General features: G+C 67.6%; 24 protein-coding genes. 20 read left to right on the top strand and 4 right to left on the bottom strand.

Annotated elements, in window-relative coordinates:
* The first annotated feature begins 30 nt into the window (after positions 1-30).
* Positions 31-867: a crotonase/enoyl-CoA hydratase family protein gene (locus QTI04_RS10200; RefSeq protein WP_286615463.1), complete on the top strand. Its 837-nt coding sequence runs from the start codon at positions 31-33 to the stop codon at positions 865-867.
* Between the two features lie 9 nt (positions 868-876).
* On the opposite strand, the gene QTI04_RS10205 is transcribed toward QTI04_RS10200, so the two are convergent.
* A complete protein-coding gene (locus QTI04_RS10205) occupies positions 877-1,545 on the bottom strand; it encodes a nitroreductase (RefSeq protein WP_286615465.1) in 669 nt (222 codons plus the stop codon).
* A gap of 73 nt (positions 1,546-1,618) precedes the next feature.
* Between QTI04_RS10205 and QTI04_RS10210 the strand changes: the two genes are divergently transcribed.
* The 15 genes from QTI04_RS10210 to QTI04_RS10280 all read left to right on the top strand — a co-directional run bounded on the left by QTI04_RS10210 (position 1,619) and on the right by QTI04_RS10280 (position 16,839).
* Positions 1,619-1,837, top strand: coding sequence for a hypothetical protein (locus QTI04_RS10210; RefSeq protein WP_286598729.1), 219 nt, complete (start codon positions 1,619-1,621; stop codon positions 1,835-1,837).
* A gap of 102 nt (positions 1,838-1,939) precedes the next feature.
* Positions 1,940-2,731: a GntR family transcriptional regulator gene (locus QTI04_RS10215; RefSeq protein WP_286615466.1), complete on the top strand. Its 792-nt coding sequence runs from the start codon at positions 1,940-1,942 to the stop codon at positions 2,729-2,731.
* 23 nt (positions 2,732-2,754) lie between these two features.
* Entirely contained in the window at positions 2,755-3,960 is a 1,206-nt protein-coding gene (locus tag QTI04_RS10220; protein ID WP_286598725.1) for an ABC transporter substrate-binding protein, read from the top strand.
* A 103-nt stretch (positions 3,961-4,063) separates the two neighbouring features.
* Positions 4,064-4,936, top strand: a complete 873-nt coding sequence (locus QTI04_RS10225; protein ID WP_286598722.1) for a branched-chain amino acid ABC transporter permease — start codon at positions 4,064-4,066, stop codon at positions 4,934-4,936.
* Positions 4,933-5,934, top strand: coding sequence for a branched-chain amino acid ABC transporter permease (locus QTI04_RS10230; RefSeq protein WP_286615467.1), 1,002 nt, complete (start codon positions 4,933-4,935; stop codon positions 5,932-5,934). The genes QTI04_RS10225 and QTI04_RS10230 overlap by 4 nt, the downstream gene beginning before the upstream one ends.
* On the top strand, positions 5,927-6,700 hold the full coding sequence (locus tag QTI04_RS10235; protein ID WP_286615468.1) for an ABC transporter ATP-binding protein: 774 nt from the start codon (positions 5,927-5,929) through the stop codon (positions 6,698-6,700). The genes QTI04_RS10230 and QTI04_RS10235 overlap by 8 nt, the downstream gene beginning before the upstream one ends.
* Complete coding sequence (locus tag QTI04_RS10240; RefSeq protein ID WP_286615470.1) at positions 6,697-7,407, top strand: ABC transporter ATP-binding protein; 711 nt, start codon at positions 6,697-6,699, stop codon at positions 7,405-7,407. Before QTI04_RS10235 ends, QTI04_RS10240 begins: the two co-directional genes overlap by 4 nt.
* A gap of 39 nt (positions 7,408-7,446) precedes the next feature.
* Positions 7,447-8,403 carry a tripartite tricarboxylate transporter substrate binding protein gene (locus QTI04_RS10245; RefSeq protein WP_286615471.1) on the top strand — a complete coding sequence of 319 codons (957 nt, stop codon included), beginning with the start codon at positions 7,447-7,449 and terminating at the stop codon, positions 8,401-8,403.
* The gene (locus tag QTI04_RS10250) at positions 8,400-9,686 is read left to right on the top strand and encodes a 3-isopropylmalate dehydratase large subunit (RefSeq protein WP_286615473.1); all 1,287 of its coding nucleotides are present in this window, start codon (positions 8,400-8,402) and stop codon (positions 9,684-9,686) included. The genes QTI04_RS10245 and QTI04_RS10250 overlap by 4 nt, the downstream gene beginning before the upstream one ends.
* Positions 9,683-10,189, top strand: coding sequence for a 3-isopropylmalate dehydratase (locus QTI04_RS10255; protein WP_286615475.1), 507 nt, complete (start codon positions 9,683-9,685; stop codon positions 10,187-10,189). Before QTI04_RS10250 ends, QTI04_RS10255 begins: the two co-directional genes overlap by 4 nt.
* The gene (locus tag QTI04_RS10260) at positions 10,182-11,885 is read left to right on the top strand and encodes a hydantoinase B/oxoprolinase family protein (RefSeq protein ID WP_286615476.1); all 1,704 of its coding nucleotides are present in this window, start codon (positions 10,182-10,184) and stop codon (positions 11,883-11,885) included. The genes QTI04_RS10255 and QTI04_RS10260 overlap by 8 nt, the downstream gene beginning before the upstream one ends.
* Positions 11,882-13,936 (top strand): hydantoinase/oxoprolinase family protein, encoded by a 2,055-nt coding sequence (locus QTI04_RS10265; protein ID WP_286615479.1) that lies wholly within the window; start codon positions 11,882-11,884, stop codon positions 13,934-13,936. Before QTI04_RS10260 ends, QTI04_RS10265 begins: the two co-directional genes overlap by 4 nt.
* The gene (locus QTI04_RS10270; protein ID WP_286615481.1) at positions 13,933-14,547 is read left to right on the top strand and encodes a cysteine hydrolase family protein; all 615 of its coding nucleotides are present in this window, start codon (positions 13,933-13,935) and stop codon (positions 14,545-14,547) included. Before QTI04_RS10265 ends, QTI04_RS10270 begins: the two co-directional genes overlap by 4 nt.
* Positions 14,544-15,986 (top strand): FAD-dependent oxidoreductase, encoded by a 1,443-nt coding sequence (locus tag QTI04_RS10275; RefSeq protein WP_286615483.1) that lies wholly within the window; start codon positions 14,544-14,546, stop codon positions 15,984-15,986. The genes QTI04_RS10270 and QTI04_RS10275 overlap by 4 nt, the downstream gene beginning before the upstream one ends.
* Positions 15,976-16,839: an oxaloacetate decarboxylase gene (locus tag QTI04_RS10280; protein ID WP_286615484.1), complete on the top strand. Its 864-nt coding sequence runs from the start codon at positions 15,976-15,978 to the stop codon at positions 16,837-16,839. Before QTI04_RS10275 ends, QTI04_RS10280 begins: the two co-directional genes overlap by 11 nt.
* Before the next feature lie 23 nt (positions 16,840-16,862).
* Here QTI04_RS10280 and QTI04_RS10285 read toward each other — a convergent pair whose 3' ends face one another.
* Positions 16,863-17,885: a glycosyltransferase family 2 protein gene (locus tag QTI04_RS10285; protein WP_286615485.1), complete on the bottom strand. Its 1,023-nt coding sequence runs from the start codon at positions 17,883-17,885 to the stop codon at positions 16,863-16,865.
* Here QTI04_RS10285 and QTI04_RS10290 point away from each other — a divergent pair.
* Both QTI04_RS10290 and QTI04_RS10295 read left to right on the top strand, forming a co-directional pair.
* Complete coding sequence (locus QTI04_RS10290) at positions 17,872-18,066, top strand: hypothetical protein (RefSeq protein WP_286615486.1); 195 nt, start codon at positions 17,872-17,874, stop codon at positions 18,064-18,066. The two genes, QTI04_RS10285 and QTI04_RS10290, sit on opposite strands and share 14 nt — an antisense overlap.
* A 302-nt stretch (positions 18,067-18,368) precedes the next feature.
* The gene (locus QTI04_RS10295) at positions 18,369-18,872 is read left to right on the top strand and encodes a M23 family metallopeptidase (protein WP_286615488.1); all 504 of its coding nucleotides are present in this window, start codon (positions 18,369-18,371) and stop codon (positions 18,870-18,872) included.
* Positions 18,873-18,885: 13 nt separating this feature from the next.
* Here QTI04_RS10295 and QTI04_RS10300 read toward each other — a convergent pair whose 3' ends face one another.
* A complete protein-coding gene (locus QTI04_RS10300; RefSeq protein WP_286615731.1) occupies positions 18,886-19,623 on the bottom strand; it encodes a sulfite exporter TauE/SafE family protein in 738 nt (245 codons plus the stop codon).
* A 134-nt stretch (positions 19,624-19,757) separates the two neighbouring features.
* Between QTI04_RS10300 and QTI04_RS10305 the strand changes: the two genes are divergently transcribed.
* Positions 19,758-20,663, top strand: a complete 906-nt coding sequence (locus QTI04_RS10305) for a LysR family transcriptional regulator (RefSeq protein WP_286615490.1) — start codon at positions 19,758-19,760, stop codon at positions 20,661-20,663.
* Here QTI04_RS10305 and QTI04_RS10310 read toward each other — a convergent pair.
* A complete protein-coding gene (locus QTI04_RS10310; RefSeq protein WP_286615491.1) occupies positions 20,647-21,465 on the bottom strand; it encodes a class I SAM-dependent methyltransferase in 819 nt (272 codons plus the stop codon). The two genes, QTI04_RS10305 and QTI04_RS10310, sit on opposite strands and share 17 nt — an antisense overlap.
* Before the next feature lie 151 nt (positions 21,466-21,616).
* Here QTI04_RS10310 and QTI04_RS10315 point away from each other — a divergent pair, with 151 nt between their 5' ends.
* Positions 21,617-21,955 (top strand): hypothetical protein, encoded by a 339-nt coding sequence (locus QTI04_RS10315; protein ID WP_286615492.1) that lies wholly within the window; start codon positions 21,617-21,619, stop codon positions 21,953-21,955.
* Position 21,956: the final 1 nt, after the last annotated feature.

Genomic DNA, 21,956 nt, shown 5'->3' on the forward strand with positions numbered 1-21,956 from the left:
ATACTTGCCCGAAAGCCCTGGAGACACTCAATGAACGAACGCATCGAATCGATCCGCCACGCCGACGGCGTGGTCGAACTGCACCTTGCACGCGCCGACAAGATGAATGCGCTGGACCCTGCCATGTTCGATGCCCTCATCGACGCCGGCACCCGGCTCTGCAACGACGCCAGTGTGCGCGCCGTGGTGCTTGCCGGGCGTGGCAAGGCCTTCTGCGCGGGGCTCGACATGCAATCCTTCCAGCGCATGGGGCAGGGCAGCGGCAGCGGCGTCATCGGGTCCGGCTCCGCCGGCAGTGACCTCCTCGAGCGTACCCATGGCATCTCCAATGCCGCACAGCAGGTGGTGATGGTCTGGCGCGAAGTGCCCGTGCCGGTGATTGCCGCGGTCCACGGTGTCGCCTTCGGCGGCGGACTGCAGGTGGCGCTGGGCGCCGACGTGCGGCTGGTCGCGCCCGGCACGAAGATGTCCGTGATGGAAATCAAGTGGGGACTGGTGCCCGACATGGGCGGCATGGTCCTGATGCGCGAACTGGCGCGAAACGACGTGGTGCGCGAACTCACTTTCACCGGCCGCATCTTCTCGGGCGAGGAGGCGGTGGCGATCGGCTTCGCCACACGCGTGGCGACCGACCCGCTGGCCGAGGCGCTGGAGATGGCGCGCGAAATCGCGCAGAAGAGCCCCGACGCGATCCGTGCGGGCAAGCGACTGTTGAACGCGGCCATGGGGCACAGCGCGGCGGACTTGCTGCTGGCGGAATCGATCGAACAGAAGGCATTGATCGGGAGCGCCAATCAGACCGAGGCCGTGCGCGCCAACATCGAAAAGCGTGCGCCGCGGTTCAGTGATCCTCAGCTGGCGCGCTGAGCGCTTTCACTAGGCGCCGCGAAAGTTCAGCCACTCTTGCGTGGGCGCGCGGTCGCTGACGAGTCCGTTCACCGGATGCTCGGGATCGCGATAACCGATCGACATGCCGCAAAACAGCATGCGTTCTGGCGGCATCTCGATGGCCCTGCCGACGGTGGCAGGGTAGACCGCCCAGCATTCCTGTGGGCAACTGTCCAGCCCTTCGCCGCGCAACAGCAGCATCACCGTCTGCAGGTACATGCCCAGGTCCGACCACTGCGGCGGCCCCATCGTGCGGTCGACCGAGCAGAACAGCGCCATCGGCGCGCCGAAGAAGCTGTAGTTGTTCGCGAACCAACGGCGGCGCGCGGCCTTGTCGTCGCGCGGGATGCCCAGGCGGGCATACATCGCCTCGCCGACCTGGAAGCGGCGGTCGCGCCAGGGTGCGCGCAGGTTGGGCGGGTAGATGTCGTACTCGGTGGGCTCCGGTTCACCGTCGGCAACGCGCTGGCGCATGGTGGCCTTCAGGCCGGCAAGGGCGTCGCCCGCCAGCACGTCGATGTGCCACGGCTGCAGGTTGCCCCCTGACGGAGCGCGCGCGGCCATCGTCAACACCTTGCGGATCGCCTCGCCATCGACCGGCGCCGGCAGGAAGGCGCGGATGGAATGGCGGCTGGCAACGGCTTCCTGGATGTGCATGAGACGGCTCGAAGTGGGTGGGGCAAGTTTAAGCAGGCTGTAAGGCGCCAAGGGCCATACTCCCGGGGTGCCTATGACCCTACTCCATCGCTTGGCAGCGCAGGTGCTGCCCGTTGCCGTCACCGGCGGTGCGCAAGTCGACGCCGTGCGCGTGCTGAACATGGCCGGCCATGTGAAGGCCGTGATCCCCAGGCCCGTGCGGACCCTGGACGGCTACGAGCAGCCGCCGGCCACGGTCACCGAGATCACCTCGCTCGGACACAGCATGCTCCGGCGATTCCCCCTTCGATAGGGACGCCCCTGAACGGGGCGCTTCCGCGACATTCCGGGGCGCGGGATGCAGCCGTAAATGTCCTATTGACGGGACAACCGAACGCCGTGACCATCGGGGCCCATGTCCCAGATGCCGCTGCCGAAGTACCACCAGATCTATCTGCTTCTGTGCGAGCAACTGGCTGAAGGGCGCTTTGCCGACGGGTTGCCCGGCGAGTTCGCACTGATGGAGGAGTTCGGCGTGGCCCGCGTCACCGTGCGGCGTGCGCTCGAGAAGATGGCCGCCGATGGCTTGATCTCGCGGGAGCCGGGCCGCGGTACACGGCCCATCGGTGCGCCTGTGGCCTCCATCGGCCAGGGGGCCCGCGACGTGCAGCGCGCCAATCTCGGCGGCCTGCTCGAAAACCTCGTGAGCATGGGCCTGCGCACCTCGGTCAAGGTGATCGACGTGCAGACCGTCACCGCATCGGCCAGCGTCGCCAGCGCGCTGCAACTGCAGCCGGGCGACGCGGTGCAGAAGGCCGTGCGCGTGCGTTCGACGCGAGAAGGCCCGCTCTCCCACATCACCACCTACGTTCCAGCCGACGTCGCGCGCAAGTTCGGCCGGCGTGAACTGGCCCGCAAGCCGATCCTCGTGCTGCTCGAGGAGTCCGGCGTGCAGGTCGGGCGCGCGCACCAGACCATCACCGCGCGGCTGGCCGATGCCACGCTGGCGCAGCATCTCGACGTCTCGGTCGGCTCCGCGCTGCTGGCCGTGCGGCGCCTGGTCTACGACGCCCACGAGCGACCGGTGCAGTGGCTGCACGGTCTGTACCGGCCCGACCGCTATGCCTACGAGATGCACTTGTCCCGCGTGGGCGGTATCGACGCCAAGGTCTGGGTCAACAAAGAGCTTTCCGCCCAGTTCATCTGATCAACAACCCCCGAGGAGTCCCCATGGAGAATCGCCGCCGCTTCCTGTCGCAGACCGCCGCCATCGGCACGTCGATCGCCTTCCCGCTGGTCGGGGGTGCGCAGCCCAAGCCCGTACGGGTCGGCGTGCTGCATCCCGTCACCGGTGCGCTCGCGTATTCGGGGCAGCAGTGCCGGCTCGGCGCGCAGATGGCGATCGACGACATCAACCAGGCCGGTGGCATCAAGTCCATGGGCGGGGCCAAGCTCGAAGCCCTGCTGGGCGATGCACAGTCGCAGCCGCAGGCCGGCGCGGCCGAGGTCGAGAAGATGAATGAGGCCGGTGTCTCGGCCATCGTCGGCGCTTTCGCTTCGGCGATCTGTCTTGCGACCACGCAGGCTGCGGCCAAGTACAACCTGCCGCACGTGGTCGACGTCGGCGTGGCCGACCAGATCGTGGAACGCGGTCTGAAGAACACCTTCCGCTTCGGGCCGGGCTACAAGAAGTCGACCGAAGTCGCGATGGCCAACCTGCTCGTGCTCAACAAGGCCGCAGGCAGCCCGGCCAAGACGGTGATGATCATTCACGAGGAGTCGCTGTTCGGCTCCGGCACGGCGCAACTGCTGTCGCGCGAGCTGCCGGGCTACGGCTTCGAGGTGAAGGAGGTGGTGAAGCACGCCAACCCCACGCGCGACTTCAACAACATCGTGCTGCGCATGAAGTCCATCAACCCGGACATCGTGATCCCGGCCAACTACTACAACGAATACGCACTGCTGGTGCGCACGATGCAGCAGCAGAAGGTGCAGCCGAAGGCCATCTTCTCGGTGCTGGGCGGCGCGGCGTCGAGCTACAAGTTCGTGAAGGAGTTCCCGGACGCGGCCAACGGCATCATCGACTGCAACCACTGGTTCAATCCGAAGGACAAGCGCTCGCAGGAACTGCGCAAGCGGGTAGAGGCCAAGGGCCAGTTCTTCAGCTACGAGGTCTTCATGACCTACACGGCGATGGCGCTGCTGGCGGATGCGCTGGAGCGCGCGAAATCGAGCGATCGCGCCGCGATCATCGATGCGCTGGAGAAGAGCACCTTCTCGAATCACATCATGCCGTACGGCCCGACGAAGTTCGTCAACGGCCAGAACGAGGGTGCCCAGCCGCTGATGACGCAGGTGGTGAAGAACGACATCAAGGTGATCATTCCGCGCGACTTCCGCGAGGTCGAGCCAGTCTTCCCGCTGCGGTCCGCCTGAAGTCATGAACCCCCACGCTCATCACTTCGTGTATTCGCTGCCCCCCGAGGGGGCGCAGTCCGCCCTTGGGGCGGCCTGGCGGGCGGCCTGAGCGATCCGCAGGATGTTCGACTTCAGCATTCTTTTCCCGTCGGTCCTCAACGGCCTGACGACCGGCGCGGTCTATGCATTGATCGCGCTGGGGCTCACGCTGATCTACGGCGTCCTGCACATCATCAACTTCGCGCACGGCGCCAGCCTGATGCTGGCGCTGTACGCGGTGTATTTCCTGAAGGAACGCTGGGGCATCGACCCGTACCTGGCGCTGCCGATCGTGATCCCTGGCATGTTCGTGCTGGGCTACGGCTTGCAGCGCATCGTCATCAACCGTGCGGGCCACGGCAAGGACGAGAACATCCTGCTTGCGACGCTCGGCATCGCGATCGTGATGGAGAACCTCGCGCTTCTGTTCTTCAAGTCGGACACGCGCAGTATCGACACGGCCTATTCGCTGAGCACGGTCGCCATCGGCCCCGCGATGATCGCGGTTCCCAAGCTGGTGGCCTTCGCGGGTGCGCTGGTGGTGTCCGCGGCGCTGTTCTGGATCATGGGCCGCACCGACCTCGGCCGCGCCATCCGCGCGGTGGCCAAGGAGAAGGAGGGGGCCAAGCTCATGGGCATCGATGTCGACCACGTCTACGCGATGAGCTTCGGCATCGGCCTGGCCTGCCTCGGTGCGGCGGCGTGCTTTCTGCTGCCGGCGTACTACGTGAACCCGCAGGTGGGTGGCGGCTTCGTGCTGGTGGCCTTCACCATCGTGGTGCTGGGTGGCATGGGCAGCTTCGTGGGCGCGCTGATCGGGGGGTTCCTGGTGGGCGTGGTCGAGTCGCTCGGCGGGCTTTATCTGGGCGAGTCGCTGGGGCAGATCGGCATCTTCGCGATCTTCATCGGCGTCGTGCTGTTCCGGCCTGAAGGCATGTTCGGAGCCAAAGCATGAGCGACGTTGTCGGCATTTCAAGCAGTGGCCTGCGGCACCTGGGCGGCATCGCAGTCTTCACGGTGCTTGTGGCATGCCTGCCGCTCGTGACTTCGTCGGGCGTGGCGCTCAACTTCGTGATGATGGCCTTGTACGCGACGCTGATCGCGCAGGCCTGGAACATCCTCGGCGGTTTCGGTGGCCAGTTCTCCTTCGGGCATGCGCTCTTCTTCGGAACGGGCGCGTACATCCAGGCCATCGCGCAACTGCAGGGCGGCATCAATGCATGGGCGGCATTGCCGATGGCAGTAGCGGGGAGTGCGGTGGTCGGGCTGTTCGTGGGCGCGCTCACCTTTCGCTATGGGCTCAAGGGCTCGTATTTCGCGCTCGTGACGCTGGCCTTTGCAGAGGTGTTCCGCATCGTCGCGCTGTCGGTGCCTTTCACCGGCGGCGGCGTCGGGCTGATGGTGCCGTTGCGCGAATCCGCCGGCAACCTGCAGTTTCCTTCGCGCGCCGGTTACCTGTGGGTCGTGCTGGCCTTTGTCACGGCCGCCTTGCTCGTGACGTGGTGGCTGCGCAATGGCCGCTTCGGCGCGTACCTGCAGGCGGTGCGCGACAACGAGGATGCGGCACGCGCCGTCGGCGTGAACCCGTTTCGCGTCAAGCTTGCGGCGATCGGCATTTCGGGCGCCTTCATGGGCTCGGCCGGCGCGTTCTACGTGCAGGTGTTCCAGTACATCGATCCGGGCATCGCCTATGGCGCGGGCACCTCCGTCGAGGCGCTGGTGGCGGCCATCGTCGGCGGCATGGGCACGCTGTGGGGGCCGCTGCTGGGCGCGACAGTGCTGCACGTGCTGTCCGATCTCACGCGCAACCTGTTCGGCGAACTGCCGGGCATCAACATGGTGATCTACGGGGTGGTGCTGGTGCTGATCGTGATCTTCCTGCCGCGCGGGATCGCGGGAATCGGCCTGTCGGTCCGCCAGCTCTGGGCGGGGAAGGGAAGCCGCCATGGCTGAGCCACTCCTTGCGCTGAACGGCATCTCGCGCTCCTTCGGCGGACTGAAGGCGGTGCAGAACGTGAGCCTTGCCGTCAGCGAAGGCAGCCTGAGCGCGCTGATCGGCCCCAATGGTGCAGGCAAGACAACGCTGTTCGCGCTGATGTCCGGCTTTCTCAAACCCGACACCGGCATCGTGCGCTTCGCCGGGCAGGACATCACCGGCCGGGAACCGCATCGCAACGCGCTGCTGGGCATGACGCGCACCTTCCAGATCGTCAAGCCCTTCGCCGCACAGACGGTGCGCGAGAACATCGCGGTCGGCGCGCATCTGCATGTGCGGGGCCGCGGCGCCGCGTTGCAGCGCGCGGAAGAAGTCGCGGCACGGGTCGGCCTCGCGGCCCAACTCGACAAGCCGGCATCCGACCTCACCGTGGCCGGCCGCAAGCGGCTGGAACTGGCCCGTGCGCTCGCGACGCAGCCGCGCCTCCTCTTGCTCGACGAGGTGCTCGCCGGTCTCAATCCGCAGGAGATCGCCGAGATGATGCCGGTGGTGCGCGCCATCGCCGACGGCGGCGTGACCGTGCTGATGATCGAGCATGTGATGCAGGCCGTGATGAACCTGGCCGAGCACGTCTGGGTGCTGGCGCAGGGACAACTCATCGCCGAGGGCAATCCGGCGCAGGTCACCTCGAACGACAAGGTGGTCGAGGCCTATCTCGGCCACGGCACGGCCGCGCGGCTGCGCAAGGCGGCTGGCAGCGCGAGCCAGGGAGTTCCCGCATGACTTCGTTGCTCGATATTCGCGCGCTGCGCGGCGGCTACGGCCGTGTCGAGGTCCTGCGCGGCGTCGACCTGCAGGTGAACGCGGGCGAGATGGTCGCGCTGCTCGGCAGCAACGGTGCAGGCAAGTCGACCCTGAACAAGATGGTCTGCGGCTTGTGCCCCTCCTGGAGCGGCACGGTGCGCTTCGACGGGCACGACCTGAGCGGCGCGCACTACCGCGACGTCGTCAAGGCCGGCCTGATCCAGGTGCCCGAAGGCCGCAAGGTGTTCCCGAACCTCAGCGTGCTGGAGAACCTCGAACTTGGCTCCTTCACGCGTGCCCGGGAGCGCCGCGCGGCCAATCTCGACAAGGTGTTCGGCATCTTCCCGCGGCTGAAGGAGCGCTTCCGCCAGCACGCCGGCACCATGAGCGGCGGCGAGCAGCAGATGCTCGCCATCGGCCGCGGCCTGATGGCCGAGCCTGCGCTGCTGATCCTCGACGAGCCTTCGCTGGGCCTGTCGCCGCTGCTGGTCGAGGAGATGTTCACGCTGATCCGCCAATTGCGCGACGGCGGCCTCGCGGTGCTGCTGGTGGAGCAGAACGTCGGCCAGTCGCTGGAAATCGCGGATCGCGCCTACGTGCTCGAGAACGGCAGCGTGCGCTTCTCGGGCCTGCCGCAGGACCTGTTGGGCAGCGACGAACTGCGCCGTGCCTACCTGGGGCTCTGAGCCGCAACCCATAGACCACACACAGGAGACAGGGACATCGTGAAACGCAGAGACATCCTCATTTCATCCATTGCCGCCGCGCTTGGCAGCGCGGCCCATGCGCAGATGGGCAACGCGCCCGTGCGCATCCTGGTCGGCGCACCGGCGGGCGGCTCCACCGACACGCTGGCGCGCACGCTCGCGGCCAGCATGGGGCCGACCCTCGGCAGGACGGTCATCGTCGAGAATCGTCCCGGCGCGGGTGGCAACATTGCCGCCGATGCGGTCGCCAAGGCCGCACCCGATGGCAATACGCTGCTGATGAGCTTCACCAGCCACGCCATCAATGCGACGCTCTACCCGTCGCTGCCCTTCGATCCGGTCAAGGACTTCACTGCACTGACCGCGGTGGCGACATCTCCGTCGATCCTCGTCGCGCATCCATCCCTGCCGGCCAGCAACTTGCGCGAACTGATCGCGCTCGCCAAGGCCAGGCCGGGAGAACTCAACTTCGCGATCGGGTCCGTGGGCTCGTCGCTGCACATGGCGGGCGAAGCGTTCAAGATGCAGTCGGGGGTCAACATCGTGAACATTCCCTATCGCGGCACCGCCCCGGCGGTGCAGGACGTGCTCGCAGGGCAGGTGCAGCTCATGTTCGCTGCCGTCGGCAACGTGCAGGCCCATATCCAGGCCGGCAAGTTGAAGGCGCTGGGCGTGACGACGGCCAAGCGCCTGCCCGCGTTCCCGGACGTGCAGGCCATCGCGGAGGTGTTGCCGGGCTACGAGTCGAGCGCGTGGTTCGGCCTGTTCGGTCCGGCCCGCATGTCGCCGGAGCTGACGCGCCAGATCAGCGATGCGGCGCGCCAGGCGATCAAGCAGCCAGAGATGCAGCGGCGGCTGGAAACCGAGGGCGCCATCCCGGTCGGCAATTCACCGAAGGAGTTCTCGGCCTTCGTGCAGGGCGAGATCAAGCGCTGGGCGCAGGTCGTGAAGTTCTCGGGAGCCAAGCCGGAATGACCGCGATGGCCCCCGTCCGCACCTCGGCCCAGACGCTGGCGCAGAAGCTGATCGCACGTGCGAGCGGGCGCGACAGCGTGTCGGTGGGGGAGATCGTGACCTGCGAGGTCGACATGGCGATGTTCCATGACTCGTCGGGTCCGCGGCGCCTGAAGCCGATGCTGGAGGAACTGGGCGCGCAGATCTGGGACCGCTCTCGCGTGGTACTCGTGATGGACCACTACGTGCCCGAGCGCGACGACGACTCTCGCCGCATCGTTCGCATCGCCCGCGACTGGGCGCGCGACCAGCAATTGCCGCACGTCTACGACAGCCAGGGCATCTGCCACGTGGTGGTGCCGCAGCACGGCCATATCCGGCCGGGCATGCTGTGCGTGGGCGGTGATTCGCATTCGCCGACCGGCGGCGCTTTCGGCGCCTACATGTTCGGCATCGGCAGCACCGAAATGCTGGGCGTGATGGTCACCGGCGAGATCTGGCTGCGCGTGCCCGAGACGATCCGGATGTGGTGGGACGGCGCGCTGCCCGCCGGAGTGACCGCCAAGGACATGATGCTGCACATGATCGGCCGCTTCGGCATGAACGGCGGTCGCTACCAGGCGGTGGAGTTCTGCGGTCCGGGCGTGATGGCGCTGTCGATGCAGGAGCGCATGACGCTGTCGAACATGAGCGCCGAACTGGGCGCGCAGGCCGGGCTGATCGCACCCGACGCCACCACGGCCGCGTTCCTGGCGGAAGCCGGCGTCCCCGAGGTTGACACGGCGCCCTGGTTCACCGATGCCGATGCCGACTTCACCCATCACCTTTTCGATGCGGCCACGCTGGAGCCCCACGTCGCCGCACCGCACAGCCCGGCCAACGCGCATGGCGTGAGCCGCTACCTCGGCACGCGGGTCGACGTCGCCTACATCGGCGCGTGCACCGGCGCCAAGCTCGAGGACCTGCGCGCCGCGGCCCAGGTGTTGCGCGGCCACAAGGTCGCCACTGGCGTGCGGCTGATCGTCGCACCGGCCAGCCTGCGCGACCAGGAGCAGGCGCGCGAGGAGGGCGTGCTCCAGGCGCTGGTGGACGCCGGGGCCGAACTCTTTCCAACGGCGTGCGGCGCCTGCTCGGGCTATGGCGACCCGATGGGCGACGACATCACAGTCATTTCGACGACCGCGCGCAACTTCAAGGGCCGCATGGGCTCGGCGACGGCGCAGGTGTATCTGGGATCGCCCTACACGGTCGCCGCGGCGGCATTGCGTGGCCGCGTGACCGACCCGCGCGAGGTGCTCGCATGACGCCCACGACCATGCACCGCGTCTGGCGCCTCGGCCCGGACATCGATACCGACGCGCTCGCGCCCGGCCATGCCATGAAGCACGGCATCGATCGCATCGCGCAGCACTGCCTCGAAGCGGTCCGACCCGAGTTCGCGCGCGAGGTGCGTCCGGGCGATGTGATCGTGGCCGGGCCGAACTTCGGCATCGGTTCCTCGCGCGAGCAGGCGGCGGCTGTGCTGGTGAAGCTGGGCGTCGCCGCCGTCATCGCGCCGGCCTTTGGCGGGCTGTACTTCCGCAATGCGTTCAATCTGGGCCTGCTGCTATTGACCTGCCCGGAAGCCGAAACGCTCCGCGAAGGCGATCGCATCGCCATCGAACGAGCCTCGCCCGAGGTGATCGCGCCCGATGGCACGCGCCTGGCTTGCGAGCCGGTGCCCGCCTTCCTCATGGACATGGTCCGCGCCGGCGGCCTGATGAACCAGCTACGCCAGCGTGCTGGCAGGGAACCCACCGATGTCTGACCCTTCTCCCGTGACCGCGATCGACCCCGTCACGCTGGCCGTGCTGCGCGGCCGGCTCGAACAGGTGGCCGACGAGATGGACGCGACGCTCTACCGCAGCGCGTTCAATCCCATCATTGCCGAGGCGCACGATGCCTGCCACGGCCTGTACGACGCCGCGAGCGGCGACACCCTGGTGCAGGGCAAGTCCGGCCTGCCCGTGTTCGTCGGCGCGATGGCCTTTGCGGTGCGCGCGACCGCGAAGGCCGCCGAGCCGCGCGGCGGCATGCGCGATGGCGACATCTGGATCAGCAACGACGCCTACGACGGCGGTACGCACGCCAACGACTTCAAGCTGGTGCGGCCCTTCTTCCGCAAAGGCAAGCTTTACTGCCACATGGCGTCGGCCGCGCACTGGCACGACGTCGGCGGTGCGGTGCCGGGCAACTACAACCCCGCTGCCACCGAATGCTGGCAAGAGGCCGTACAGATTCCGCCGGTGCGTATCGTGCGCGACGGCGTGCTCGACGCCGACGTGCTCGCGATCCTGCAGGCCAACACGCGACTGCCGGACAGCCTCTGGGGCGATCTCAACGGCCAGTTGGCCGCGCTCGAACTCGGCGCCCGCCGCTTGCACGGCTTGCTCGACGAATACGGCGACGACCTGGTGCTGCAGGCGCTGGGCGAACTGCGCAGCCGGGCGCTGCGGCTGATGCGATCGCACATCGCGTCCCTGCCGGATGGGCGCTACAGTTTCGAGGATGTGCTCGACAACGACGGCATCACCAACGAGCCGTTGACCATCGCGCTCGACATGACCGTCGAGGGCGACCGCTTGCTGCTGGATTTCTCGCGCACCTCGCCGCAGTGCGCGGGCCCGGTGAACATCTCGCGCGCCACGGCCGTCGCCGCCTGCTACGTCGCGCTCAAGCACCTGTTCCCCGATGTGCCCGCCAATGCCGGCGTACTCGACGCGGTCGACTTCGAGATCCCCGACCGGCTCGTGATCAGCGCCGAACGCCCGCGCCCCGTCGGCGGCTACACCGAGACCATCCTGCGCATGATCGACGTGATCTTCAGCGCTGCTGCCAAGGCCGACCCGACGCGCGCCGTCGCGCAGGCCTACGGCACCATCAATGCGCTGTCGATCGCCGGCCACCGCAGCGACAAGGGCCGTGAGGGCCAGCGGTGGGTGATGTTCAGCTTCTTCGGCGGCGGCCACGGCGGCCATTCGGGCGGGGACGGGCTTTCGCACGGCAATGCACCGATTTCCACCGCCACGATCCCGCCGCTCGAAATCCTGGAGGCCGCGTACCCGGTCCGCTTCACCGAATGGTCGCTGCGCGCCGACTCGGGCGGCGACGGGCAGTTTCGTGGCGGCCTCGGCGCGGTCTATGAAATCGAACTGCTGGAGAAGGATGCTGAAGTGTTCGTCTTCGGCGAGCGCGGCACCTCGCCGCCCAAGGGCATTGCCGGTGGCGGGCCGGGCGCTGTCAACGTCTTCCGCTACGAGAACGAAGGCGCCTGGCATATGCCGCCGATGGTCTCGAAGATGCGTGGCATCCAGCTTGTGCGCGGCGAGCGTGTGCGTCTCGAAACCCCCGGCGGGGGCGGCTGGGGCAGCGCCGCCGAGCGCCAGCCCCGACAGCGGGAGCAGGACCGTGCCATGGGCTACGTGACGGCCGGCATCGACCCAAAGAAGAAAGCGTCCGCATGACATCCATCGGCAAATCCCTGGTCGTTGGCGTCGACGTCGGCGGCACCTTCACCGACCTCTTCGTGCTCGACGAGGCGAGCGGTACGGCGCGCATCGTCAAGGTCCCTTCCACGCGCGGCGAGGAAGCGCGCGGCTTCATGAACGGCGTGGCGCGCGTGGCGGACTCGGCTGCGGCGATCGCGACCATCGTGCACGGCACCACGGTCGGCACCAACGCGCTGCTGGAGCGCAAGGTGGCGCGCACCGGCATCATCACCACGCGCGGTTTCCGCGACGTGCTGGAGATGCGCCGCCGCGACCGCCCGCAGACCTGGGGCCTGCGCGGCAGCTTCGTTCCGGTCGTGTCGCGCGATCTGCGCCGCGAGGTGGACGAGCGCGTGCTGGCCGATGGCACGCTGCACACGCCGGTGGATCTCGACCAGGTGCGCGCCGAAACGCGCGCTCTGCTGGCCGAGGGCTGCGAGGCGGTGTGTGTGTTCTTCATCAACACCTACGCCAATGACGAGAACGAGCGGCTCGCCGTCGCCGCCGTGCGCGAGATCTGGCCCAACCCGCACGTCACCTCCGCGAGCGAGGTGCTGCCCGAGATCCGCGAGTTCGAGCGCTGCTCGACGGCCACGCTCAACGCGGCGCTCCAGCCGGTGGTGGGCGGCTATCTCCATCGCCTGGAATCGGATCTGCGCGGGCAGGGCTTCGCTGGCGAACTGCTGGTGGTGCAGAGCAACGGCGGCGTGATGTCGCGCCAGACCGCCAGCGACCTGCCGGTGCGCACGGCGCTCTCCGGCCCGGCGGCGGGCGTGATCGCCTGCGCAGCCATTGCGCGTGCGGCGGGCTTTCCCAACGCGATCACGGGCGACATGGGCGGCACCTCCTTCGACGTGTCGCTGGTCGCGAACGGCGATGCCGCGCTGGCCGCGCAGACCGCGATCGAGTTCGGCATGGTGATCCGCTCGCCGATGATCCAGATCGAGACCATCGGCGCCGGCGGTGGCTCGATTGCCTCGGTGGATGCGAGCGGCATGCTGCAGGTCGGGCCCGAATCGGCCGGCAGCGTGCCGGGGCCAGCCTGTTACGGGCACGGCAACATGCGGCCCACGGTCACGGATGCGAACGTGCTGCTCGGTCGCATCGCCGCCGACCGACCCCTGGGCGGTGGGCTGCTGGCAGCGCTGGATGCCGAGAAATCGCGCCAGGCCATCGAGGAACACGTAGCGCGGCCGCTCGGCCTGGACGTGCATGCCGCCGCGGAGGCCATCCTGACGGTGGCCAACGCACGCATGGCGGGTGCCATCCGCCTCGTGTCGATCGAACGCGGCCACGATCCGCGCCGCTTCGCCTACATGCCCTTCGGCGGCGGCGGGGCGCTGCATGTCTGCGCGATGATGCGGGAGGTCGGCGTGGCCACGGGCATCGTCCCGCGCTATCCGGGCGTGACTTCGGCGCTGGGCTGCGTGATCGCCGACATGCGCCACGACGCGGTGCAGACCATCAACCGGCCGCTGGCCGATCTCTACGTGCGCGACCTGCAACGGCGCATCGACGACCTCGCCGCGAGTTGCCAGCAGCGCCTGGATTCGTCGGGCGTGCGCTTCGACGAGGTGCGAGAAGTCGTCGCGCTCGACATGCTCTATGCGGGCCAGACACACACCTTGCCCGTGTTGCTGCCCGATGCGCGCAACGCCCCGCTGACCGGCGGTTCCATCCGCGGCGCGTTCGAGGCCAGCTACACAGCCGCTTTCGGAAGGGTGCTCGACGGCATCCCCATCCGGGTGATGAACCTGCGCTATGCGCGCATCGGCGTGCGGCCGAAGTTCGACCTGGCCGTGCTTGCGCCGGCAGGCGCCGGCAGCATCGAGCCGCTCGGCACGCAACGCGTGTTTCACGATGGACAGTGGCACGAAGCGGTGCGCTACGCGCGTCTCGATCTTCCCGTGGCGGCGCGCATCGACGGTCCCGCCATCCTCGAACAGGCCGATACCACCGTGTGGCTGGAGCCCGGCTTTCGCGCCGAAGTCGATGGCCACGGCAACTTGCTGGTGAGGCTGTCATGAGCGACAACGCACAGACTGCGGGCCCCAGGACGGCGCTGGTCATCATCGACCTGCAGAACGACTTTCTCCATCCCGACGGCGCCTATGCCCGCGGCGGCGACAGCAATCCGCCCGCGCTTCTGTTGCCGCCCCGCGTCGCCACGGTGGCGCGGGCACTGAAGCGCGCCGGCGGCATGGTCGTCGCGAGCCAGTTCACGCTATGGCCGGACGCGGCGGGCGAGCCGATGGTCTCGCCGCATCTCAAGGCGCTGCGGCCTTACCTGGCAAAGGGCGACTTTGCGCCCGGCAGCTGGGGCCAGGCGAACGTCGATGAACTGGCGGGCCTGATCGACATGACGGTCAGCAAGGTTGCGTATTCGGCCTTCTTCAACACGCAGCTGGACTGGGTGCTGCGGCGCGCCGGCATCGACACGGTGGCCGTGTGCGGCATCGTCACCAATGGCGGCGTCGCCAGCACCGTGCGCGATGCGCACATGCGCGACTACCGCACGCTGGTGCTGGCCGACGGCTGTGCGGCCTTCGGCGAGGAGCGGCATCGGACCTCGCTGGCCGATATGCGCAGCGTGGCCGAGGTCACGGATTGCGCGGCATTCATCGAGACGCTGGCATGACGAAAACCATGGCCCTCAAGGCGAATGGACTGCAGCGCGGCATTCGTCGTGCATCGCACGTCGACGCCGAAGTGCACGTTGGAGTCGCGATCGTTGGCGGCGGCGCGTGCGGACTCACGGCCGCATTGATGCTGACCGACGCCGGCGTCGAGTGCGTGGTGCTCGAGCGCGATGCCGTGCCGAGCGGTTCGACCGCGCTGTCGTCAGGCTTCATTCCCGCGCCGGGCACCCGCGCGCAGCATGCCCATGGCGTGACCGACGACAGTCCAGCGCGCTTCGCGGCCGACATCCAGACCAAGGCGCACGGGCGGGCGCCGCCGGCATTGGCAGCGGCGTATGCCGCATCGATCGGTCCCGCCCTCGATGCGCTGCAGGCGCGGCACGGGCTGGAATGGATTCTTCTCGACGGCTTTCTCTACCCGGGTCACAGCGTTCATCGCATGCACACGCTGGCGCCGAAGACAGGTGCCGCGCTGATGGCAAGCCTTCAGGCGGCCGTGGAGGCCGCCGGCATCCCGGTGCTGACCCAGGCGGTGGTCGACACGCTGGTGCTCGACAACGAAGACCGCGTGATCGGCATCGACTACCAGCGACCCGACGGCCACCGCGAGACGCTGGAGTGCGATGCGCTGCTGCTGGCCTGCAACGGCTTCGGCGGCAACGCCGCGATGGTGCGAGCGCTGTTGCCCGACATGGCGCACGCCGCCTTCGGCGGCCACGTCGGCAACGACGGCAGCGCCATCCTGTGGGGCGAGGCGCTGGGCGCGCGCCTGCGCGACCTGGGCGGCTATCAGGGGCACGGCTCGTGGGTGACGCCGCAGGGGGCGTTGATGTCCTGGGCCGTGATGATGGAAGGCGGCGTGCAGATCAACCGCGATGGGCGGCGCTTTCACGATGAGACCCAGGGCTATTCCGAAGCGGCAGTGCAAGTGCTGGCGCAACCCGGCGGCATCGCGTGGAACGTGTTCGATGCGCCGCTGCTCGCGCTCGCCCGCGGCTTTCCTGATTTCTGCGAGGCGGAGGCGGCCGGCGCGCTTCGGCGGTGCGAAACGGTGCCTGAACTCGCCGCGTGCATCGGTTGCGAGGAGGTCGAGTTGCGCCGAACGCTCGACGGGTTGCGCGACCGTGCTCCGCAGCCGGACGGCCGCGCGTTCGCTCGCGGACTGGACGCACCGTACTTCGCCGTCAAAGTCACAGGCGCGCTGTTCCATACGCAGGGCGGGCTCGACACGACCTCCGACATGCGCGTCCTGCGCGAGGACGGCAAACCCTTCGCCAACCTGCTCGCAGCCGGTGGAGCGGCGGGCGGCGTCTCGGGCGATGCCGTGTGGGGCTACCTCTCAGGCAACGGCCTTTTGAGCGCGGTGGCCGGCGGCTACATCGCGGCGCGCACGGCGGCCGCACTGATCCATCCGATGAAAGCACCGCATGCCAAATGAGACCTTCAAGACGCGCCTGTCGTCGACCAACATCGTGCTGGCGCCGGGCGTATACGACGCGCTTAGTGCGCTGGTGGCGGAACAGGCCGGGTTCGAGGCGTTGTATCTCTCGGGCGCGTCGATCGCGTACACGCGACTGGGCCGGTCGGACATCGGCCTCACCACCTTCACCGAAGTGGCCGACACCCTCGCGCGCATCACTGAACGCGTGAGCCTGCCGGTGATCGTCGACGCCGATACCGGCTTCGGCAACGCGCTGAACACCCAGCGCACGGTGCGCGGCTTCGAGCGCGCGGGCGCGGCCATGGTGCAGATCGAGGACCAGACCTTTCCCAAGCGCTGCGGCCATCTCGACGGCAAGGCAGTGGTGCCTGAGCGCGAGATGGTCGGCAAGCTCAAGGCCGCGCTGGACGCGCGCGTGTCGAGCCAGACATTGATCCTCGCGCGCACCGACGCCGTCGCGGTCGAAGGGCTGGATGCCGCGTTGGACCGTGCCGAGGCCTACCTGAACTGTGGCGTGGACGCGCTCTTCATCGAAGCCCTCCGGTCCCCCGAGCAGATGGATGCGGCGTGCCGCCGCTTCGCACACCGCGTACCGTTGCTGGCCAACATGGTCGAAGGCGGCAAGACGCCGATCCAGGATGCGGATGCCCTGCAAGGCCACGGGTTTCGCATCGCCATCTTCCCCGGCGGCACGGCGCGCGCAGTGGTGCACACGCTCAAGGGCTACTACGAGAGTCTGCACCGACACCGCACCACGCAACCGTGGCGCTCGCAGATGCTCGACTTCGACGCGCTGAATGAAGTCATCGGCACGCCGGAGCTGATGCGGACGGGCCGGAAGTACGAGTAGGGCGGAACCGGATCGAGGGCCAGTCAACCCCGTCCCAGCAGTCGTCTCAGCCTGGTCTTCAGGGGGTTGCTGCCGAAGATCAGCCGCGAATACGAGACGAACCACGCGCGCGGAAGGACCACGCTGCCGTAGTAGTAGACGCGGTGTTGCCGTGGCGCATTGCGGGTGTCCGGGTGCTTCAGGACCTTCATCAGCAACTGGAGATCCTTTCCCGCCCCCGACAGCCAGCGTTCGAGAAAAGTCAGCCAGAGATAGCCGCCCTGGTCGTCGAGCGGCCGCCACAGCGACGCCGCACCGGGGCTGATCTTCTCGAGCTCCGCGCGCAGCCACCGATCGAAGCGGCCGGCCCGGCTTCGCGTGGCCTTGATCTGATCGAGCGACACCATGGCATCCGCTGTGGCCGAGCCGCCGTGCACGCGGTAGCGCGTCAGCGGTTCGGGGATCCACGCGGCTGCGCTGAGGAAGGTCGCGGCGGTGCAGAGCTGCAAGTCCTGGTACATCATCCGGTCGCTGTCCAGGGGGCCGATGGCGTCCAGCACTTCCCTGCGGAATGCCAGCGCGGAAGTCAGCGACAGTACCGGACTCGACGCCGCATTCAGCGCCTCGGTCGCAAGCCAGCCTTCGGGACCCTTGCCGCCGGGATAGTAGGGCGCCAGTCCCAGATTGGGGTGCGTGTCCGAGAACCGCATCATCAGATGGTGAACCCAGCCCGGGTGATGCCCATCCAAGGGCCTGCGGAGTGCGGCCAGCACCATTTCGATACGCTGGCGCGCCATGACGTCGTCCGCGTCGAGCAGGACCACCACGTCGCCGGAGCATGCAGCCAGGGCGGTATTCGTGGCTGCGCAGATACCGCCGTTGGGCTGATGGATCGCCCGAATGGTCGGAAAGCGAGATGCGTAGTCCTCGAGCACGTCGGCCGAGTCGTCCGTCGAGCCGTCGTTCACGACGACGATCTCGTCGGCGCAGACTGTCTGCGCGAGGCAACTGTCCAGGCATTCGCCAAGAAAGCGGCCGTAGTTGAAGCAGATGATGGCCACGCTCACCCTGGGCTTCCTTGGAAGCTCGGTCATCGTCGAGGGCTCGATCGCAATCTGGGTGGGCGCGCTGTGTGCCATCTATGCAGCCTTCAACCTTCAAGTGACGGATTCGGTGACCCCTGGTACGCAAGCGCGCCGACGTGACTCGCCAGATCCAACAACCATTCTGGCAATGCGCTTTCGTTGACCGCCGTCGTCGAGCCACGACCAATCTCGTCAGAAATGGCCGACGGCAACGTGAAGAAGCTTACGAATGACTTGCTGACTTGAGGCCGACCGGCCGCGCGACCGCCTACAGTCGGGGGCATGTCTTTTTATCGACAGCCATCCGGTTCGCACTTTTTCCGCCGCCTCGCACTCGGCCTCGCTTGCTGCGCATGGACCATCGCGCTTGTCGGTTGCGCCACCAAGCCAGCTCCGGCGTCGTCCACCTCCTCCAAGGCGTCGTCGCCGACTTCATCGAAGATGGACTCGCCGGCTGAACCGAAGATGAACACCAAGCCTTCGACATCGAAAAAAGCCGCGAAGAGCGCCTCCCGTGCCAAGCCCGCAGACCCCCAGCCGGCAGCGGTGGCAAAGGCGGACCGGAACTTCCTGCGGCCCGTGAGCGGCGCGGTCGTTGCGCGCTTCGACGGACGCGGCAACAAGGGCGTGGACTTCGCAGGATCGAAGGGCGATCCCGTACACGCTGCCCGGGACGGCAAGGTTGTCTACTCGGCCATCGGGCCTCGCGGCTATGGACAACTGATCATGATCAAGCACGACGCGGCCTATGTCACCGCCTACGCACACAACAGCCAACTGCTGGTGAAGGAAGGGCAGTCCGTCAAGCGAGGCCAGATGATTGCCCGCATGGGCGACACGGAGGCCAGCCGCGTCAAGCTGCATTTCGAGTTGCGAAAGAATGGCAACGCAGTCGATCCGGTGCTCTACCTTGAATCAGCCGACGCCTCGGCGGCGAGCCCGGAGCGGGATCAACGCAACGAGCAGTGAGGGCGCTTTCGCTTCAGCGAAGGAGTTCGCGCAGGACCATGTAGACGCCCAGCAGCGCCAGGCCGGCAAAGAAACAGCGCTTGAAGACGGGCACCGGAAGCCGCAAGCGCACCCACTGGCCGAGCGCCATGCCCGCGATCGCGGGGACCAGCATGACGAGCGAAGCGCCGAGCAGGGGTGTCGAGTAGCTGTCCTGTCCGGCCAGGGCGATGCCCAAGGCGACGGTAGAGGTGGTGAATGAAAGTCCCATCGCCTGGATCAGTTCATCGCGCGACAGCACCAGCGACTGCAGGTACACGACCGCGGGCAGTACGAAGACGCCGGTCACTGCGGTGATGACACCGGTCAGGATCCCTGCGAGCGGGCCGAGCCACCGTTCATGTTGCGTCGGGAGCGTCAGGGGCCGCGCCAGCAGCCCCCAGGCCGCATAGCAGATCAGGGAAGCGCCCAACGCGACCGTCGCGCCGGCGCCTGCGGGCGCGCCAAAGCACCATGCCCCCATGAGCGTGCCGGCGACGATGCCGGCTTGCATGCCGCCGAGGCGGCGCGTGATTCGCCGCAGCGTGGCCCAGGGCTGCAATTGCCAGACGTTCGTCACGAGGGAAGGCACGATCAGCAGTGCCGCCGCAGCGGCAGGCGGCATCCACACGGCCAGCAGCGCCATCGACAGCGTGGGAAGCCCCAGGCCGATGACACCCTTGACGGTGCCCGCGAGCGTGAACACTGCGGCGACCAAGGCCCAGACTGCCATGCCTTGGTCGGAGAAAGCGATGAGATCCGTATTCGACATGCGACAGTTTCGCGAAAAGCTCCGCTTCCGAAAATGCGGAACTCACGCACCTTGCCTCAGCCCCAGCCTGAGGATGGCGTGCTACCTTCGTCGCCATGCGATTCGACCTCACCGACCTGCGGCTGTTCGTGAACATCGTCGATGCCGGCACCATCACCGGCGGCGCCGCGCAGACGCACATGACCCTGGCATCGGCCAGCCAGCGCGTGCTCGCCATGGAGCGTGACCTCGGCACGCCGCTGTTGCTGCGCTCCAGGCAGGGCGTGCAGCCGACCGAGGCCGGGCACACGCTGGTCCACCACGCGCGGCTCGTGCTGCAGCAGATGGAGCGCTTGCGTGGCGAACTGGGCGAGTACGGTGGCGGCCTGCAGGGCCACGTCCGGCTTCTGTGCAACACCTCGGCGATGACGGAACATCTGCCCGAGGCGCTCGGTGCTTTTCTTGCACAGCATCCGCGCGTGTCGGTGGACTTGGAGGAGCAGGGCAGCACGGACATCGTCGATGCGGTCCGCGCGGGGCTGTGCGACATCGGCATCGTTTCGGATGCGGTCGACGTCGAGGGCCTTCAGAACTTTGTCTTTCGTCGCGACGATCTGGTGTTCATCGTGCCGCGCGGCCATGCGCTGGCACGCAGGCGAAGGGTCGCACTGGCGGAAGTGGTCGATTGCCGGTTCGTCGGGCTGGCGGAGGGAAGCCCGCTGCAGGAGCATGTCGCGCTCCATGCGAGGCGGCTGGGAAAGAGGCTCAACTATCGTGTGCGCGTGCGCAGCTTCGAAGCCGTGTGTCGCATGGTCGAGCAGGGCATCGGTGTCGGCATCGTGCCGCAGGCGGCGGCAGACCGGTCGCCTTCCTTGATGCACCTCCGCCGCATTCCCATCGCGGAGGCGTGGGCCGCACGCTACCTGCTGGCGTGTGTGCGGGAAGTCGAAGCGCTGCCGTTGAATGCACGCCGCATGCTGGAGCAACTTCTCGCGAAGGCGCCTGTCAGTACGCGACCGTGATGATGTGCGCCTGGATTTTTCCGTCGACCGGTCCGGCGCCGAAACGATCGGCGATGGCCGCTGCGCATGCCGATGTGGCGGTGGCCAGATCCGTGCCGGCGCGAGCCTTGATCTCGTTGCGCAGGGGTGTTCCCTGGCAATAGGCGATGGCGACGTCCTGCGCCGACGGTGCGCGGCTTCGCGCCGCTCTCGTTTCGAAGCCGGGCAGGGCGCCGAACCCTGCGCCCGCGAGGTCGCGCGAGATCGCGATCCGGTCGAAATAGCCGTGAGGCGTGCGCGCCATGAAAAGAGGCGGGTCGTCGGGAAACAGCGTCGCGAGCGCCTGCGTGACTACATCGGCAAACTGGTTCTCCTCGATGCAATCCCAGACGTTGAACAACAGCGTGCCGCCGGGCCGGAGCACGCGACGGGCCTCCGAAAAGGCACGCACCTTGTCCGGGAAGAACATCACGCCGAACTGGCAGACCACGAGGTCGAAGCTCGCGTCCGCAAAGGGCAATTGCAAGGCGTCGGCCTGCTGCCAGCTCACCGGGCGCTGTGTACCAACGGCTGCGGCGCGATCGAGCATGGGCTGGTTCAGGTCGGTCGCCACCAGTTCCACTTGGGCGGGCAAGGCACTGGCCAGCGCGCGCGTGACAACGCCGGTGCCGGCCGCTGTCTCCAGCACGCGTGAGGGTTCGAGCGCAACCGCGCGTTTCGCGAGATCCTCGGCATAGGGCTCGAAGATCAGCGGAACGAGGCAGGTGTCGTAGAGCTCGGGGATGGAGCCGGCGAAGAGGGTGTCCGAAGCAGGTCCGTCCATGAGTCCACATCCTTTCCCATCAGGCGCTCGCTGAATCGAGCATCTTAGTTTTCGTTTCCCGGAATGCCAATTCAGCGTGGGAAAAGCGCCTACAGCGCCTGACGGACAGTGCCCACCGTGCGGTGAAGGCCCGCTGCTAGGCTCGCTGGCCATGAGCAGATCCATCATTGCTTTCATTGGCGCGACCGCGTGCTGCATCGGCGTTTGCGCGGAGGAGTTGAAGCTGCCCATCGACAGCGACGACAAGGGAACGGTCTACATCAATCCCAACCTGTCACCGACCGAGAGCGCGGTCAACACCAAGGGCGCCACCGTTGGCATGGAGCGGCCCGACGGGGGTGGGGTGTCCGGCGGCGTGGACACATCCAAGGAGCGCCCCACGTATTCGCTGGGCGCCAGCACGGGCGGCAAGCGCTCCTACTCCGCGGGCGCCTTCTCGGACGGAAAGAACAATGCGGGCGTCAAGGCCGGCGTGACGATCAAGTACTGAG

The sequence above is a fragment of the Variovorax sp. J22R115 genome (assembly GCF_030317005.1).
Lineage (GTDB): Bacteria > Pseudomonadota > Gammaproteobacteria > Burkholderiales > Burkholderiaceae_C > Variovorax.